Below are 16,995 nucleotides of genomic sequence, written 5' to 3' on the forward strand. Positions count from 1 at the left end.
GGACTGAACATGCAAGGCGAATTGATAAGGGTCGACCAATCACGGTCGCCCAGGGAAGACCAGCGGTCTCCCAAGGAACGGCTGAGGCCGGAGCGGTTAAGGACCGATTGCCCTGTCTTGTTATCGGAACGGCTCGTCATGCGCGCGCCGCACGAGGAAGACATCGACGCCCTTGCCCATCTCGCCAACAACGCCAAAGTCGCCACCATGGTATCGCGTATGCCGCACCCCTATACCGCCGATGATGCCGCCGACTTTGTTTGGCGTACGCGAAATGGCGAGATGGGCAAGTGCGTCTATGCCATCACCAAAGCCGAAAACGGCGCCTTCATGGGGTGCTGCGGCGTGGAACCGCATACTGACGGCAGGACCGTCGAGATCGGTTACTGGCTGGGTGAGCCCTACTGGAACCAGGGTTATACGACCGAGGCCTGCCATGCCCTGGTCGATATGGTGTTCAGGACGCGTCAGGACGTCGATCAGATCGACGCCCGCTGCCGGGTCATGAACGTCGCCTCGCGGCGCGTCATTCAGAAGTGCGGCTTCCAGTTCCAGGGATCGGGGCTCGCAGCCTCGCTGGCGCTCGGCAGCAACGTGCCTGTGGAATGGTACAGGCTCGACCGCAAGACCTGGATGTCTCTCAGAAGCTGGGGGAACATCGCATGAGCACGACGGCACTGCAAAGGCCGGAGTTGAAGTCGATGATGCCCGGCCCCGCGCCGGTCATCTCGACAGCCCTGCTGACGCTTCGCCCCCACAGGCTGAGCGATGCGCCCGCCATCGCGGAATCGCTGTCCGATTTCGCGGTGACGCGCATGCTCTCCCGCGTACCGGCGCCCTTCGACAGGCAGGATGCGCTGGATTGGCTCGTCCCGGTCACCTCGGGCACGCTGCCGGACTGGCCGCTGGCGATAACAGGCAAGGACGATGTCCATATCGGCAACGTCTCGATCGAGCTGCGCCACGGCCGCTGGCACCTCGGCTACTGGCTGAACCGCTACTACTGGCGGCGCGGCTATATGAGCGAGGCGGTGGCGGCGATCATCGAGCGCTTCTCGCGCCGCATGCCGGAGACGCCGATCCATTCCGGCGTCTTCGCCGACAATCCGGCTTCGCTCAGACTGCAGGAGAAGCTCGGTTTCCGCATGACGGGTTGCGGCGAAATCTATTGTTTCGCCCGCAACACCATGGTGTCGCACATCGAAACCGTGCTGCAGCCTGGCATGCTGCCGCCGCGAAAGGTTGCCTGACAGAGCATGATGCCGAAAAGTGTGAGCGGTTTTCGGATAACATCATGCTCTCATACCAATAGAGAAAAGGAGACGCCGCCCGACCGGCGGCGTCTTCGTCAATCATCGATCTCGACCCATAGGGGGAAGTGATCGGACCCAACGGATTGCGTATCGATCCGTGCGGATTTCAACCGGTCCTTCAGGCCGCAACTGACGAAGCAATAGTCGAGATGCATGCGTTCGCCGTCATCCTCAGGATTCATCCAGCTGTAGCTTCCCGGGCGATAGGCGCCGAGATCGGCAAAGGCGTCGATCGGCGTGCCGATCCTCGCAACCCGGCCGTAATACCCGCCGGCAGCCCCCGCAAGCGCGCAATATTCCGGCGATTCCGGCACCATGTTGAAATCGCCCATGATGACGTAATGCTCCGGCAAAGGCGGCTCCGGCAGGTCGAACTCGGCTGCCCCGGTCAGCGATCCGCCGTCCTGGACAAAGGCGTTGATATGCATGTTCAGGAATTGCAGCTGGCGGATGCGCTCGTCGGGCGAGACATGGTCGAGATGGACCGAATAGACGCGGAGCGCTCCGCCGGGAGCGGCGATCACCGCCTCGGTGGCGCCGCGCTGCGGATTGATCTTGCCGATCGTGCGGCTGCGCGGCAGAAGCAGCGTCCGCGTCGAAAGGATCGGCCAGCGCGACAGCACCATGTTGCCGAACTGGAAGCGCGTGCCGCGCACCGGCCGCAGCCCGCTTTCAGCGGCCTCGATATGCAGATCGCAGGCCGGCCCATACACCCAGAAATGGTCGGGAAAGAAGGCTGCGATATCGCCCGGCATATCGGCGAAACGGTTGCGGGAGAAGCCGCGGGTCACCTCCTGCAGGGCGATGACATCGGCGCCTTCAAGGCTCCGGGCAATTCGTTCCAGATCGTATCTGCCGTCGAGACCGAAGCCGTACTGTATGTTATAGCTCGCAAAAATCACGATAATCTTTGACCTCCGTCGGAACCGCCTATATCGAATGGGCCAAGACGGGCCGTCCAACTGCCACCGGATACTGGAAGTAAAATGAAATTTCTCGACGAAGCAAAGGTCTATATCCGCTCAGGCGATGGCGGCGCGGGCAGCGTTTCCTTCCGGCGCGAGAAATTCATCGAGTTCGGCGGCCCCGACGGCGGTGACGGCGGGCGCGGCGGCGACGTCTGGGTCGAGGCCGTCAACGGTCTCAACACGCTGATCGACTTCCGTTATCAGCAGCATTTCAAGGCGACGATCGGCACCCATGGCATGGGCCGCAACCGCACCGGCGCCAACGGCAGCGATGTGACGCTGAAGGTCCCTGTCGGCACCCAGATCTTCGAGGAAGACCGGGAAACGCTGATCTGCGACCTGACCGAGGAAGGCCAGCGCTTCTGCCTCGCCCATGGCGGCAATGGCGGCTTCGGCAACGCACATTTCAAATCCTCGGTCAATCAGGCGCCGGACTGGGCCAATCCCGGCCTGCCCGGCGAGGAAAAGACCATCTGGCTGCGGCTGAAGCTGATTGCCGATGCCGGCCTCGTCGGCCTGCCGAATGCCGGCAAATCGACCTTCCTTGCGTCGGTCACCCGCGCCCGGCCGAAGATCGCCAATTATCCCTTCACCACGCTGCATCCCAATCTCGGCGTCGCCACGGTCGACGAGCGGGAATTCATCCTTGCCGATATTCCGGGCCTGATCGAAGGCGCCCACGAGGGCGTCGGCATCGGCGACCGTTTCCTCGGCCATGTCGAGCGCACCCGCGTGCTGCTGCATCTCGTCTCCGCCCAGGAGGAAAAGGTCGGCAAAGCCTATAAGACGGTCAAACATGAGCTCGAAGCCTATGGCAACGAGCTGACCGACAAGCCCGAGATCGTGGCACTGTCGCAGATCGACGTGCTCGATGAGGCCGAACTGAAGAAGAAGACGAAAGAGCTGGCCAAGGCCTGCGGCAGAACGCCGTTCCAGATTTCGGCGGCCACCGGCAAGGGCATGACCGAGGTCCTGCGCGCGCTGCGCGACATCATCGTCGAGGCGAATACGGAGGAAAAACCGGCCAAGGTGCCTAAGCTCAGGCATCGCGACATGATCGTCTCCGAAGAGGACGAGGCCGATGACCAGCCGTAAACCGCTCGGCCGCTACCGCCGCATCGTCATCAAGATCGGCTCCGCCCTCCTGGTCGACCGCAAGGCCGGATTGAAGAAGGCCTGGCTCGATGCCATGTGCGCCGATATTGCGGGCCTGAAGGCCAAGGGCATCGATGTGCTCGTCGTTTCCTCGGGGGCGATCGCGCTCGGCCGCTCGGTGCTCGACCTGCCCTCGGGCGCGCTGAAGCTTGAGGAAAGCCAAGCGGCTGCCGCCGTCGGCCAGATCGCGCTGGCGCGCGCCTGGTCGGAAAGCCTGTCGCGCGACGAGATCGTCGCCGGCCAGATCCTGCTGACGCTCGGCGACACCGAAGAGCGCCGCCGCTATCTCAATGCGCGCGCCACCATCAACCAGCTTTTGAAAATCGGCGCCGTGCCGATCATCAACGAGAACGATACGGTCGCGACCAGCGAAATCCGCTATGGCGACAATGACCGCCTCGCCGCCCGCGTCGCGACCATGACCGGCGCCGACCTGCTCATTCTTCTCTCCGATATCGACGGCCTCTACACCGCGCCGCCGCATCTCGATCCGAATGCGGCCTTTCTCGAGACGATCGGCGAAATCACGCCCGAGATCGAGGCGATGGCCGGCGGTGCGGCCTCCGAGCTTTCGCGCGGCGGCATGCGCACCAAGATCGATGCCGGCAAGATCGCCACGACATCGGGCTGCGCCATGATCATCGCTTCGGGCAAGACCGAGAGCCCGCTGTCGGCGATCGAAACCGGTGCCCGCTCCTCCTGGTTCGCCCCTTCGGGCACACCCGTCACCGCCCGCAAGACCTGGATCGCGGGGCAGCTGCAGCCGGCCGGCGAACTGCATGTCGATGAGGGCGCCGTCACGGCGCTCGGCGCCGGCAAGAGCCTGCTTCCGGCCGGCGTGCGTAACGTTACCGGTCTCTTCAGCCGCGGCGATACCGTGGCGATCGTCGGCCCTGAAGGCCGCGAGATCGCCCGTGGCCTTGCCAGCTACGATGCCGAGGACGCCCGCCGGATCGCCGGCCGCAAATCGGCGGAGATCGAGGCCATCCTCGGCTATGCCGGCCGCGCCGCCATGGTCCATCGTGACGACATGGTGATGACCGCGCAAATCAGACAGAAATCGGAAAGGCAGAAGAAGGACGCGAGCTATGCTTGATACCGTTGCGCCGAGCCCTGACATTGACGCGCTGATGAACGACATCGGCCGCAAGGCGAAGGCTGCCGCGCGACCGTTGGGCTTTGCGTCCACCGAGGCGAAGAACCGCGCCCTGAATGCCATGGCCGATGCAATCCTGGCGAACAAGGCGCAGATCCTGGCCGAGAACGCCAAGGACCTGAAGGATATCGAAGGCAGCGAGACGCTGGCCTCCTTCGTCGACCGGCTGACGCTGAACGACAAGCGCATCGCCGAAATGGCCGAGGGAATCCGCGCCATCGCCGCCCTTGCCGATCCGGTCGGCGAAGTCATCGCCGCCTGGGACCGCCCGAACGGCCTTAAGATCGAGCGCGTTCGCACGCCGCTCGGCGTCATCGGCGTGATCTTCGAAAGCCGGCCGAACGTGACGGCCGATGCCGGCGCGCTTTGCCTCAAGGCGGGCAATGCGGTCATCCTGCGCTGCGGCTCGGATTCGCGCCGTTCATCGCAGGCTATCCATGTCTGCATGGTCGAAGGCCTGAAGGCGGCAGGACTTCCAGAGCATACTATCCAACTCGTTCCGGTGACCGACCGCGCCGCCGTTGGTGCCATGCTGCGCGGCCTCGACGGATCGATCGACGTCATCGTGCCGCGCGGCGGCAAGAGCCTGGTCGCCCGCGTGCAGAACGAGGCCCGGGTGCCGGTCTTTGCCCATCTGGAAGGCCTTTGCCACATCTATGTCGATGCATCGGCCGATCTCGATATGGCGAAGAAGATCGTTGTCAACGCCAAGATGCGCCGCACCGGCATCTGCGGCGCAGCCGAAACGCTGCTCGTCGATGGCGCGGCGATCGGCACGCATCTGACGCCATTGCTTGAGGTTCTCACGAATGCCGGCTGCGAGATCCGCGCGTCGGCAGCGGTGCTGAAGGTCGCGCCCGGCATGAAACCTGCGACCGAGGAAGACTGGTCGACCGAATATCTCGACGCGATCATCTCGGTCGCCGTCGTCGACGGCATATCGGGCGCGATCGCCCATATCCAGAAATACTCCTCGAACCACACCGAGGCCGTGATCGCCGAAGATCCCGCCGTCGTCGAGCGCTTCTTCACGGAAGTCGATTCGGCGATCCTGCTGCACAATGCCTCGACGCAGTTTGCCGATGGCGGCGAGTTCGGCATGGGCGCGGAAATCGGCATTGCCACCGGCAAGATGCATGCCCGCGGCCCCGTCGGCGTCGAACAGCTCACCTCCTTCAAATACCGGGTGCGCGGTGCCGGACAGACCCGACCCTGACGTGACGGCGGAAAATCTGGACCGGCGCTATCTCCGCATGCCGCACAGCGAGCGCGGCATGATCATCGGCCTGTTCGGCGGTTCGTTCAATCCGCCGCATCAGGGCCATGCACTGGTCGCCGAGATCGCCATCAAGCGGCTCGGCCTCGACCAGCTCTGGTGGATGGTAACGCCGGGCAACCCGCTGAAAAGCCGCAATCTTCTCGCGCCGCTTGCCGCGCGCATCGCGGAGAGCGAGCGGATCGCCGCCGATCCGCGCATCAAGGTCACCGCTTTCGAACAGGCGCTCGGCGTCAGCTATACCGCCAATACGCTTGCCCGCGTCAAAGCCCGCAATCCGCATGTGCATTTCATCTGGATCATGGGTGCCGACAGCCTGCAGACCTTCGACAAATGGCAGAAATGGCAGGAGATTGCCCGCACCTTCCCGATCGCCGTCATCGACCGGCCGGGCGCCACACTCTCCTACCTCTCCTCGAAAATGACGAGAACCTTCGATTTCGCCCGGATCGACGAGGACGACGCACGCGTTCTCTGGAAGAAGCCGGCCCCGGCCTGGACCTTCATCCACGGGCCGCGCTCCGGCCTGAGCTCGACGGCCATTCGCAACGGCGCGCTGCCGGGCAAGGCCGAATAGACTGTTTTTCAGGGATGCCAGAAACGAGAAAGCCCGACGGGGGAGGAGATCCGTCGGGCTTATAAACTCGATCGACAACTGGGAGGAGGAGTGTTGCCGATCCTGTCGAACGGCTATGGGAGGAGGAGAAAGCCGTTTCGATGAGTGTGTTGTATCATATTCCCGAGAAAGGTGAATATCGATTTGTGCAATGCAGCAATGCGAACGATGCAAGACTGAGGGCGGGAGGCTTGAACTACTGCCGATATTATCGGCACGGCCCCGCAAATTGGCCCTTTCCCACGGCAGTTCGCATGGTTTGAGGGCTGGCATCCCGTGCTCGTCGCGCCTGCACAGATATCTCCGTCTCATAAAGCTATGCGCCTCATGAAGACGTAACTCCAGCGGCCGCAGATACGGTTATATTTCTATGGATATATCCCTAGCCAAAATGCCGGCATCGTTATATTCGCCAAAATATTTCGAATCCTGGGGAGTGACAGCATGCAGAACCGCCGCCAATGGATGAAACTGGCAACCGCCGTGATCGCGGCGCTCTGGTCGACCGCCGCATTATCAGTACCGGCCGCAGCCGCCGAAAAACTGACCGTCTTTGCCGCGGCAAGCCTCAAGAATGCTCTCGACGCCGCCAACGCCGCCTGGGCGAGGGAAAGCGGAAAGGAGGCCGTCGCCTCCTATGCGGCAAGCGGAGCGCTGGCCAAACAGATCGAAAACGCCGCACCCGCCGATATCTTCATCTCGGCCGATCTCGACTGGATGGATTACCTCGCCAAGAAAAACCTGATCAAGGCCGACACCCGCACGAACCTGCTGGGAAACAGGATCGTGCTCGTTGCCGAAAAGGACAAGGCAAAACCCGTCGAGATCAAGCAGGGCTTCGATCTTGCCGGTTTGCTGGGCGATGGCAAGCTCGCCATGGGTGAGCCGAAATCGGTGCCCGCCGGCAAATACGCCATGGCCGCGCTCGAAAAACTCGGCGTCTGGACATCGGTCGAAACCAAGGTCGCCGGCGCCGAAAGCGTGCGCGCCGCCCTCGCCCTCGTCTCCCGCGGCGAAGCGCCCTGTGGCATCGTCTACCAGACGGATGCGGCAGCCGATAAGGGCGTCGCCATCGTCGGCACCTTCCCGGCCGAGTCCCATCCGCCGATCATCTACCCGGTCGCAATTCTTGCCGAAAGCAAGAACCCGGATGCGGCAGCCTATCTCGATTTCCTGAAATCGGACAAGGCGGCCACCTTCTTCACGTCGCAGGGATTTATCGTTCTCGAGTGACTGAGGGGCGAAATGATTGCGGAATCAACAACCACCGCTTAGCGTGAAGGCTGACAGAACCGGCTATTGCTCCTTCGTCATGCTCGGGCTTGTCCCGAGCATCTGCATCCGCTTGATAGGGCAGCAGATCCTCGGCACAAGGCCGAGGATGACGCGGAGTAAAAGGTGAACTGAGCCTCAGTGAGCCTTCGATTTCGTGGAGACAACAGCATTTGGATATACTGGGCCTGAGCAATGAAGAATGGACGGCGATCCTGCTCAGCCTGCGCGTCTCGCTGGTCGCCATGCTGGCGAGCCTTCCCTTCGGCATTCTGGTCGCGCTGCTGCTTGCCCGCGGCCGCTTCTGGGGCAAGTCGGTGTTGAACGGCTTGGTTCACCTGCCGCTGATCCTGCCCCCCGTCGTCACCGGTTTCCTTCTCCTGATCCTCTTCGGCCGCCGCGGCCCGATCGGCAGCCTGCTCGATCAGCATTTCGGCATCGTCTTCTCCTTCCGCTGGACGGGTGCAGCACTCGCCTGCGCCGTCATGGCCTTTCCGCTGATGGTGCGCAGCATCCGCCTGTCAATCGAAGTGGTCGACCGCAAGCTGGAAGAGGCAGCCGGCACGCTCGGCGCCGGTCCCGCCTGGGTTTTCCTGACGATCACCCTGCCGCTGATACTCCCGGGCATCATCGCCGGCATGGTGCTTTCATTCGCCAAGGCGATGGGCGAGTTCGGCGCCACGATCACCTTCGTCTCCAACATTCCGGGCGAAACCCAGACGCTGCCGGCTGCGATCTACACCTTCACCCAGGTACCGGGTGGCGATGCCGGCGCGCTGCGGCTGACGCTGGTCGCCATCGTCATTTCCATGGCCGCCCTGCTCGCATCCGAATTCCTCGCCCGCCTCGCCGGCCGGAGGATCGATCCGGAATGACGCTGATCGTAGAGGCAAAACAGAGGCTCGGCGCCTTTTCGCTCGACGCTGCCTTCACCTCCGAGCGCGGCGTCACCGCGCTGTTCGGCCGTTCCGGCTCCGGCAAGACGTCGCTGATCCGCATCATCGCCGGGCTTGCCCGCCCCGATGAAGGCCGCGTCATGCTCGACGGCGAGGCGCTGACGGAGACCGCCGGCGGCATCTTCGTCCCGAAACACCGCCGCCGTTTCGGCTACGTCTTCCAGGAGGCGCGGCTGTTTCCGCATTTGAGCGTCCGCGCCAATCTTTCCTATGGTCGCTGGTTCGCGCCGCAGGCGGCAGGCCGCGAGAGCTTCGACCGCATCGTCGACCTGCTCGGCATCGAGGCGCTGCTCGAGCGCAGCCCCGCAAAGCTTTCCGGCGGCGAGAAACAGCGCGTTGCGATCGGCCGCGCCCTTCTCTCTTCCCCCCGCCTGCTGTTGATGGACGAGCCGCTCGCCGCCCTCGACGAGGCGCGCAAGGCCGAGATCCTACCCTATCTGGAGCGGTTGCGCGATGAGACGGAAATCCCGATCGTCTATGTCAGCCATGCGATCGCCGAGGTGGCGCGCCTGGCAAACCAGGTCGTCCTCATGCGCGACGGCAGGGTGGAAGCGACAGGTCCGGCCCTCGACATATTGAGCCGTCCCTCCGCGGCTTCCGACAGGAAGGAAGCGGGCGCTCTGCTGCAGGGCACCGTCGAAAGCTTCGATGCCGGTCACCACCTGTCGATCGTCGCCCTGAAATCCTGCCGGCTGCATATTCCCGGCGCCGCCCTTGCGCCCGGCAAGCCGGTCCGCATCCGCATTCCCGCACGCGATGTCATGCTGGCGACGGCAAGGCCCGAGGGGCTGAGTGCGCTGAACATTCTCGAAGGTAGGATCGAGGACATGTCGCCGCAGCACGACGGAACGGTCGAAATCCGGATCGATTGCGGCGGCGATGCCATTCTCTCGCGCATCACCGCCTTGTCCCGGGAGCGTCTCGATCTCCGGCCCGGCAAGACCGTCTTCGCCATCGTCAAGACGGTCGCCCTTGAAGCCTGATCAGCTGCCCTGCTGCCGGCTGCGCTTGCCTTCGAGCCAGGCGAGGTCCTCGGCGAGGCTCTCCCGCATCGTCTTTTCCATCCGGCGGAAGCGGTCGAGCAGTTCCTCGCCGAACGGCGTCAGCGCCGCGCCACCGCCCTTCTGCCCGCCGCGCTGCGATTCCACCACCTGTTCTGAGAACATCCGGTTCATCTCGCTGACGAGCAGCCATGCCCGCCGGTAGGACATGTCCATCGCCCGTCCCGCCGCCGAAATCGAGCCAGTCTCGCGAATATGCTCCAAGAGTTCCATCTTGCCGTGACCGAGACGATCCTCATCCGGAAAGCTGATTCGCAGGACGGGAACGATTAATTTTGCAGCCGTGTCGGTCATCGAAGCCAGAAATCGTGAAATTTGCCGCACTTTACGCTGCGGCATGGAAACTGTACACCGCCCGCAAGAAGCAGCTCCAGCGGCAATATTCTTTAATTCTAACGTAAGATCGGCTTTTCCGCCGCTCGGTACGTTAGCGCGTCTTGAAACATTAATGGTTTGATGCCTATCTTAACCATGATCCGGTCGTTTTCGGATCTCGTGTTGTGCATGGTTTGTCATTCCAGGAAAGGGAAAGCACTGACAACAGTACACGCCAAGGGAAAAACGCTCGCCGTTGTCCCGAAGAGTGCGGAACGTGGCGCCGATGCCGCCGCCCGTACCTTAGAAGCCGTCCTCGCCAGCCTCGAGGACTCCAAAGCTGAAGATATCGTCACCATCGACATTGCCGGCAAATCGGCGCTTGGAGACTACATGATCGTCGTCTCCGGCCGCTCGAACAGGCATGTCATGGCGATCTCGGATCATCTGCTCACCGATCTTAAGGACGAGGGCTTTGGATCAGCCCGCGTCGAAGGTCAGGAGGGCGGCGATTGGATCCTGATCGACACCGGTGACATCATCGTGCATGTGTTCCGTCCCGAAACCCGCGAGTTCTACAACATCGAAAAGATGTGGGCGGCTCCGGATATGGACGAAGAAACACGGCACTGACAGGCGGGCCGGCACTTCGCTCGGCGCCTGAGACGTGGCATTGACTGGCCGGGAAACACAGCAAGCCGGCCTGTGGCGCATCGTGCGTCTGAAGTGCCGCCATGAACGGGAGCGGGTGAATGCGAATTGGTCTTTTTGCTGTGGGACGGCTGAAGTCCGGCCCCGAAAAGGATCTTGTGGCCCGTTACCTGGACCGTTTCGCCAAGGCCGGCTCCGCGGTCGGCCTTGAATTCACTCGCGTCGCCGAAGTTGCCGAAAGCCGCGCCTCCAATGCGGAAACCCGCAAGCGTGAAGAGGCGGCCATGCTTTTGAAATCGCTTGCCGAGGGCAGCATCCTCATCCTGCTCGACGAGCGCGGCAAGGCGCTCGACAGCGAAGCCTTCGCCAACCTGTTGGGCGGTTATCGCGACCAGGGCAAGCGCGAGCTGACGATTGCGATCGGCGGCGCCGATGGCCTCGATCCCGCCCTTTACGACCGCGCCGATGCGACGCTGTGCCTGGGAAAAATGACCTGGCCGCACCAGATCGTCCGCACGCTGATCGCCGAACAGCTCTATCGCGCCGTCACCATCCTCTCCGGCCACCCCTATCACCGCGTCTGAAAAGACCCGCGGCGCGTATGCGTCGGATTGTCACGCAGGCTTGTTTTGCCTGGCTGTTCGTTCTGCGCCAAACTTTCTGGCAAAGCGCGCCAAATCAGCTTAGTCTCCGCGCGATTTGAAAGAGTGCCCAGACACGCATGACGAGAACAGCAACCAGGCAACACCGCATGATCCTGCCGGCTATTGCGGCCGGTTTTGGTGCGGCGCTGGTCGTTATTCCGGCAAACCCCTTTACCGTCCAGGCACAGGATGCCACGCCTGAAGCGGTGCAATCTCCAGCCTCGCCGGCAGCCGTGCCGCCGCCGCCCGATCCGGCCGCCGAACTCTCCGCCAAACGCGACCAGACCCGTGCCGAGCTCGAAACCCTGTCGAAATCGATCAGCCTTTCCTCCGACAAGGTGAGCGAGCTTCAGCAGAGCATCGCCAGCCTGGAAAAGAGCACGCAAAGCATCCGCCAGGCGCTGATCGATTCCGCCGCCCGCCGCAAGGGGCTCGAAAAACAGATCCTCGAAAGCGAAAAGAAGCTTGCCGATCTCGGCGTCAAGGAAGATGGCATCCGCCGCTCCCTGCACGAACGCCGCGGCCTGCTGGCCGAGGTGCTGGCGGCCCTCCAGCGCATGGGCCGCAACCCGCCGCCCGCTTTGCTCGTCACCCCCGATGATGCGCTTGCATCCGTGCGTAGCGCCATCCTGCTCGGCGCCGTCGTGCCCGGCATCCGCAAGGAAACCGACAAGCTTGCCGCGGACCTTGCCAGTCTCGCCGCCTTGCAGACCGCAAGCGCTGCCGAAAAGGCCAGCCTGACGGCGACGATGACCGACAATATCGAGGAAGAACGGCGCATGGACCTGCTGCTTGCCGAAAACGACAAGCTCAGCCGCAGCGATGCCGCCGAACTCGAGGCAGAAAAGAAGCGTTCGGAGGAATTGGCCGGCAAGGCTACCAGCCTCGAAAGCCTCGTCGCGTCGATGGAATCCGAGATCGCCTCGGTGCGTGAAGCGGCCGCCGCCGCCCGCCAGGCAGAGGAGAACCGCAGGCTGCTGACGGACGAGCAGCGCGCCCAGGCGAAGGCTCTGGCCGAGAGCGGTGTGCCCGATAAAAACCGCATTGCGCCCGCATATCCCTTCGGGGAATTGAAGGCGAAATTGGAACTGCCCGTGGCGGGCGATATCCTGCGCCAGTTCGGCGATGCCGACGGTACGGGACATGAGGCCATGGGCATGACGGTCGCCACCAACCCGGAGACGGTGGTAACCGCCCCTGCAGATGGCCTGGTGGTTTTCGCCGGCGCTTTCCGCAGTTACGGCCAGATGATCATCCTCGACACGGGCGACGGATATCACCTGGTTCTCTCGGGAATGGATACGATCAATACCCGTCAGGGAAAATTCGTTTTCGCCGGCGAGCCGCTCGCCGTGATGGGAGCGAAAAGAGTGGCGAGCGCAACTGCATTGGCGCTGGAAACGGACCGGCCAACGCTTTACATTGAATTTCGAAAAGACGGTAAACCGGTCGATTCCCGACCGTGGTGGACCGCCAAGGACACTGGAAAGGCACGCAATGATTCGTAGGGCTTCTCTTGTTCTGGTCGGCGCATTGATGGGTGCGACCGCCATGAGCGTCATTTACTCGGCGGGTGTGCCGGCAGAAGCGGCCGGATCCTCCACCTACAAGGAACTCTCGATTTTCGGCGATGTCTTCGAGCGTGTGCGTGCCCAATACGTGACGCCGCCGGCCGAGGACAAGCTGATCGAGAATGCCATCAACGGCATGCTCTCCTCGCTCGACCCGCATTCGAGCTATATGAATGCGAAGGACGCCGAGGACATGCGCACCCAGACCAAGGGTGAGTTCGGCGGCCTCGGTATCGAAGTCACGATGGAAGACGAGCTCGTCAAGGTCATCACCCCGATCGATGACACGCCCGCCGCCAAGGCCGGTGTTCTCGCCGGCGACTATATCTCCGAGATCGACGGCCAGTCCGTGCGTGGCCTGAAGCTGGAAGACGCCGTCGAGAAGATGCGCGGCGCCGTCAACACGCCGATCAAGCTGACGCTGATCCGCAAGGGCGCTGACAAGCCGATCGAGCTGACGATCGTCCGTGACGTCGTCGCCGTCCAGGCGGTCAAGTCGCGCGTCGAGGACGATGTCGGTTATCTCCGCATCATCTCCTTCACCGAAAAGACCTATCCGGACATGGAGAAGGCGATCAAGAAGATCAAGGACGCCGTTCCGGCCGACAAGCTGAAGGGTTACGTCCTCGATCTGCGCCTCAATCCGGGCGGCCTGCTCGACCAGGCGATCAACGTCTCCGATGCCCTGCTGCAGCGCGGCGAGGTCGTTTCGACCCGCGGCCGCAATCCTGACGAAACCCGCCGCTTCAACGCCGGCCCAGGCGACCTGACGGATGGCAAGCCGGTCATCGTGCTGATCAACGGCGGCTCGGCTTCCGCATCGGAAATCGTCGCCGGCGCCCTTCAGGATCTGCGCCGCGCCACCATTCTCGGCACGCGCTCCTTCGGCAAGGGTTCCGTCCAGACGATCATCCCGCTCGGCGAAAACGGCGCGCTGCGCCTGACCACGGCGCTCTATTACACGCCGTCGGGCCGCTCGATCCAGGGCACCGGCATCACCCCCGACATCAAGGTCGAAGAGCCGCTGCCGCAGGAGCTGCAGGGCAAGATGGTGACCGAAGGCGAATCCAGCCTGCGCGGCCACATCAAGGGCCAGAGCGAGACCGACGAAGGTTCTGGCTCCGTCGCCTATGTGCCGCCGGATCCGAAGGATGACGTTCAGCTGAACTACGCGCTCGATCTCCTGCGCGGCAAGAAGACCGATCCGGCCTTCCCGCCGAATCCTGACAAGGCCGTCGTCGCCAAGTAATCGATCATCTCAAGGCCGGGCACCTCGCCCGGCCTTGAGCCTTTCTGCTGTTTCCCGGTTTTGGAGCGGGCGAGAAAATTGGGAACGGATCTGCATGCGCCTTTAGGCCGCAACCGCAAAGCCGGCAGCCGGCGCCCGGGCGTTCTGCGCCTCGGCCGCATCGCCGCCAGCCTTTGCCTTTTCGCCATCGGCGGCTTCTCCCTCTATACGGCGTTTCGCGGCGATGGGCTCGAACGCAAAAAAACCGCCGCAACCGAGCAGGCGGCGCCCCCCTCCGGCGCATCTCAACAGGCGGCGGCGCCGGCTGGCCAGCCAGCGAACGGCATGCCCCGCGCCGAGCCCCGTTCGGGCGCCAATGTCGAGCAGATGGTCACCGGCGATGGCTCGGTCGTCACCAAATACAGCCCCCGCCCCCGTGACGGCAGCGGGCCTGTCCTGGTCGATGCGATGCAGATCGGCCAGGATCCGCGCATGGCGGCCCAGCCCAACGAAACGCTGCTGGAAGAATCTCCCTATGGCAGGCTGCCGATCGTCGGCCCCGATGGCCGGCGGCCGATGGATCAATATGCGCGGCCCTCGTCCGGCGCGCGCGGCGTCCGGGTCGCCATCGTCGTCAGCGGCCTCGGGCTGAGCCAGACGGGAACGCAGCGCGCCATCGCCGAACTGCCCGAGGAGATCACGCTTGCCTTCGCAACAAGCGGCAACAGCCTGCAGCGCTGGATGCAGGAGGCCCGCCGCGGCGGCCACGAAATTCTTCTGCAGGTGCCGCTCGAACCTTTTGATTACCCGGCGAATGATCCCGGTCCGGAAACGCTGCTGACGTCGAAGCCGGTGGCCCGCAACATCGAAAACCTGCACAAGGCGATGGGCGAGATCACCAACTATACCGGCCTCATGAACTATCTCGGCGGCCGTTTCCTGTCCGATCCCACCGCCATGGAACCTGTCATGCGCGATATCGGCAAACGCGGGCTGCTGTTCCTCGACGATGGCAGCTCCGCCCAGTCGAAGACGGCTGATGTCGCCAAGGGAACGGAGCTGCCCTATGCTTTCGCCGACCTGCAGCTCGACGGCCAGCTCGATATCAATGCCATCCTGCAGAAACTTGACGAACTCGAGCGCGTCGCCCGCAAGAACGGCCAGGCCATCGGCGTCGCCTCGGCTTTCGATGAAAGCGTCGACGCCATCGCCAGATGGAGCCAGGAGGCGGCGATGCGCGGCATCGAAATCGTCGGCATCGCCGCCCTCGCCAATGATCCCAGGAATCCGTGAACGGAGAAAAAAATGAGCCAGGCGACTGTGAAAGCAGAGGATCTGCCTTACCGCCCCTGCGTCGGCGTGATGATCCTCAATCGCGACGGCCTGGTCTGGGCCGGGCGGCGGATCGCTGACGGAAACTCCGAATTCGATGGCTCGCCGCAGCTCTGGCAGATGCCCCAGGGCGGCATCGACAAGGGGGAGGACCCTTTGGACGCCGCTTACCGCGAGCTTTACGAGGAAACCGGCATCAGGACGGTGACGCTGCTTGCCGAGGCACGGAATTGGATCAATTACGATCTGCCGCCGCAGCTGATCGGTATCGGACTGAGGGGGAAGTTCCGCGGCCAGACGCAGCGCTGGTTCGCCTTCCGCTTCGACGGCGACGAAAGCGAGATCGCCATCAATCCGCCGCCCGGCGACCACGAGCCGGAATTCGATGCCTGGGAGTGGAAGCCGATGCAGGAATTGCCGGGACTGATCGTCCCCTTCAAGCGCGCCGTCTATGACCAGGTGGTCGCCGAATTCCAGCACCTGGCAACGCTTCAATCGGAAGATTGATAAGGGCGGACCGGCCGCTCTTTTCACGCTCGCAAGACACAGCAGAAGGCGCCCGGTGATGCCGGATCGGGAATACCGGCCGTCGGGGACGGCCGGCATCGCTCGTATTTATTCGGCTTCGTTGGCGGAATCGGCGTTGAGCTGGCCGTATTTGCTTTCGCCGATTTTCTCGAGCAGATCGAGCTGGGTTTCGAGGAAGTCGATATGGCCTTCCTCATCCATCAGCAGCTCTTCGAAGAGCTTCATCGAAACGTAGTCGCCGGCCTCGTGACAGATATCGCGGGACTTCTTGTAGGCCGTGCGGGCGTCGTATTCGCCGGCAAGATCGGCTTCCAGGACTTCCTTGACGTTCTGGCCGATTCGCAGAGGCGCCAGCGTCTGCAGATTGGGATGACCTTCGAGGAAGATGATGCGCGCAACAAGCCGGTCGGCATGGTGCATCTCTTCGATGGATTCGGCGCGCTCCTTCTTGGCGAGCTTGGTGTAGCCCCAATCTTCAAGAAGACGATAGTGAACCCAATATTGGTTGACCGCACCGAGTTCGAGGAACAATGCCTCGTTAAGCCGCTCGATGACCTTTTTGTCGCCTTTCAATGTCCGCTCTCCTGTTTTCCTCATGGAATTGTTTCAAGCGAGACATGAAATCAAATATTTCGGCTTCCGTCGAGTGGCGACGGGCGTGATATTCCTCGGTCGTCTGGATAATGATGTCGACCACGTTGGGGAAACAGCCGCAGCAGCGACCGCGTTTTTCCATGGCGTGATAGACCTTCGCAGGCACGATAAGCTGCCAACAGTCTTCGTCGAGAAGGTTGGTGATAACCTCCCGGATTTCCTTGTCGGTTATATAATTGCAGCTGCAGACAAGCACGTCTTCATTTCCAAACATGACACTGACTATCGTGTTTTCTGCTAAAGAAGATGGTGGCTGTCAAGAAAAAATTCGAGTCCGATCCTCTGGAAAGCAACGTCAG

At 62.7% G+C, this 16,995-nt stretch carries 18 protein-coding genes and 1 pseudogene; 15 read left to right on the top strand and 4 right to left on the bottom strand.

The window, feature by feature from the left end; translation table 11 throughout:
- The first annotated feature begins 9 nt into the window (after positions 1 to 9).
- Both CO670_RS08840 and CO670_RS08845 read left to right on the top strand, forming a co-directional pair.
- A complete protein-coding gene (locus CO670_RS08840; protein ID WP_097589888.1) occupies positions 10 to 666 on the top strand; it encodes a GNAT family protein in 657 nt (218 codons plus the stop codon).
- Entirely contained in the window at positions 663 to 1,250 is a 588-nt protein-coding gene (locus CO670_RS08845) for a GNAT family N-acetyltransferase (protein WP_097589889.1), read from the top strand. The genes CO670_RS08840 and CO670_RS08845 overlap by 4 nt, the downstream gene beginning before the upstream one ends.
- A gap of 98 nt (positions 1,251 to 1,348) precedes the next feature.
- On the opposite strand, the gene CO670_RS08850 is transcribed toward CO670_RS08845, so the two are convergent.
- Entirely contained in the window at positions 1,349 to 2,215 is an 867-nt protein-coding gene (locus tag CO670_RS08850) for an endonuclease/exonuclease/phosphatase family protein (RefSeq protein ID WP_097589890.1), read from the bottom strand.
- An 84-nt stretch (positions 2,216 to 2,299) separates the two neighbouring features.
- On the opposite strand from CO670_RS08850, the gene obgE reads away from it, so the two are divergent.
- From obgE to modC, 7 genes are all read left to right on the top strand, one after another.
- Positions 2,300 to 3,376 carry a GTPase ObgE gene (gene obgE, locus CO670_RS08855; RefSeq protein ID WP_097589891.1) on the top strand — a complete coding sequence of 359 codons (1,077 nt, stop codon included), beginning with the start codon at positions 2,300 to 2,302 and terminating at the stop codon, positions 3,374 to 3,376.
- On the top strand, positions 3,363 to 4,532 hold the full coding sequence (gene proB, locus CO670_RS08860) for a glutamate 5-kinase (protein ID WP_097589892.1): 1,170 nt from the start codon (positions 3,363 to 3,365) through the stop codon (positions 4,530 to 4,532). Before obgE ends, proB begins: the two co-directional genes overlap by 14 nt.
- Positions 4,525 to 5,808: a glutamate-5-semialdehyde dehydrogenase gene (locus CO670_RS08865; RefSeq protein WP_097589893.1), complete on the top strand. Its 1,284-nt coding sequence runs from the start codon at positions 4,525 to 4,527 to the stop codon at positions 5,806 to 5,808. The genes proB and CO670_RS08865 overlap by 8 nt, the downstream gene beginning before the upstream one ends.
- A gap of 37 nt (positions 5,809 to 5,845) precedes the next feature.
- A complete protein-coding gene (locus tag CO670_RS08870; RefSeq protein ID WP_245425776.1) occupies positions 5,846 to 6,445 on the top strand; it encodes a nicotinate-nucleotide adenylyltransferase in 600 nt (199 codons plus the stop codon).
- 483 nt (positions 6,446 to 6,928) lie between these two features.
- The gene (gene modA / locus CO670_RS08875; protein WP_097589895.1) at positions 6,929 to 7,717 is read left to right on the top strand and encodes a molybdate ABC transporter substrate-binding protein; all 789 of its coding nucleotides are present in this window, start codon (positions 6,929 to 6,931) and stop codon (positions 7,715 to 7,717) included.
- Between the two features lie 212 nt (positions 7,718 to 7,929).
- Complete coding sequence (gene modB, locus CO670_RS08880) at positions 7,930 to 8,631, top strand: molybdate ABC transporter permease subunit (protein WP_097589896.1); 702 nt, start codon at positions 7,930 to 7,932, stop codon at positions 8,629 to 8,631.
- Positions 8,628 to 9,695 carry a molybdenum ABC transporter ATP-binding protein gene (gene modC / locus CO670_RS08885; RefSeq protein WP_097589897.1) on the top strand — a complete coding sequence of 356 codons (1,068 nt, stop codon included), beginning with the start codon at positions 8,628 to 8,630 and terminating at the stop codon, positions 9,693 to 9,695. Before modB ends, modC begins: the two co-directional genes overlap by 4 nt.
- Here the strand turns inward: modC and CO670_RS08890 are convergent, their stop codons facing one another.
- A complete protein-coding gene (locus CO670_RS08890; RefSeq protein ID WP_097589898.1) occupies positions 9,696 to 10,067 on the bottom strand; it encodes a winged helix-turn-helix domain-containing protein in 372 nt (123 codons plus the stop codon).
- Between the two features lie 210 nt (positions 10,068 to 10,277).
- On the opposite strand from CO670_RS08890, the gene rsfS reads away from it, so the two are divergent.
- The 6 genes from rsfS (at position 10,278) to CO670_RS08920 (ending at position 16,021) form a co-directional block, all read left to right on the top strand.
- Positions 10,278 to 10,721, top strand: coding sequence for a ribosome silencing factor (rsfS, locus tag CO670_RS08895; protein WP_088677414.1), 444 nt, complete (start codon positions 10,278 to 10,280; stop codon positions 10,719 to 10,721).
- Between the two features lie 119 nt (positions 10,722 to 10,840).
- A complete protein-coding gene (gene rlmH / locus CO670_RS08900; RefSeq protein WP_088689073.1) occupies positions 10,841 to 11,323 on the top strand; it encodes a 23S rRNA (pseudouridine(1915)-N(3))-methyltransferase RlmH in 483 nt (160 codons plus the stop codon).
- A 167-nt stretch (positions 11,324 to 11,490) separates the two neighbouring features.
- Positions 11,491 to 12,891, top strand: coding sequence for a murein hydrolase activator EnvC (locus CO670_RS08905; RefSeq protein ID WP_097589899.1), 1,401 nt, complete (start codon positions 11,491 to 11,493; stop codon positions 12,889 to 12,891).
- A complete protein-coding gene (locus CO670_RS08910; protein ID WP_097589900.1) occupies positions 12,881 to 14,203 on the top strand; it encodes a S41 family peptidase in 1,323 nt (440 codons plus the stop codon). Before CO670_RS08905 ends, CO670_RS08910 begins: the two co-directional genes overlap by 11 nt.
- 78 nt (positions 14,204 to 14,281) lie before the next feature.
- On the top strand, positions 14,282 to 15,475 hold the full coding sequence (locus CO670_RS08915; RefSeq protein ID WP_097589901.1) for a divergent polysaccharide deacetylase family protein: 1,194 nt from the start codon (positions 14,282 to 14,284) through the stop codon (positions 15,473 to 15,475).
- A 12-nt stretch (positions 15,476 to 15,487) separates the two neighbouring features.
- Positions 15,488 to 16,021: an RNA pyrophosphohydrolase gene (locus CO670_RS08920; RefSeq protein ID WP_097589902.1), complete on the top strand. Its 534-nt coding sequence runs from the start codon at positions 15,488 to 15,490 to the stop codon at positions 16,019 to 16,021.
- Between the two features lie 108 nt (positions 16,022 to 16,129).
- Here the strand turns inward: CO670_RS08920 and bfr are convergent, their stop codons facing one another.
- Complete coding sequence (gene bfr, locus CO670_RS08925; RefSeq protein WP_064696427.1) at positions 16,130 to 16,615, bottom strand: bacterioferritin; 486 nt, start codon at positions 16,613 to 16,615, stop codon at positions 16,130 to 16,132.
- Positions 16,581 to 16,989, bottom strand: a pseudogene (locus CO670_RS08930) ((2Fe-2S)-binding protein). Before CO670_RS08930 ends, bfr begins: the two are co-directional and overlap by 35 nt.
- Positions 16,990 to 16,995 lie beyond the last annotated feature (6 nt).

The sequence above is a fragment of the Rhizobium sp. J15 genome, from assembly GCF_002531825.1.
Lineage (GTDB): Bacteria > Pseudomonadota > Alphaproteobacteria > Rhizobiales > Rhizobiaceae > Rhizobium.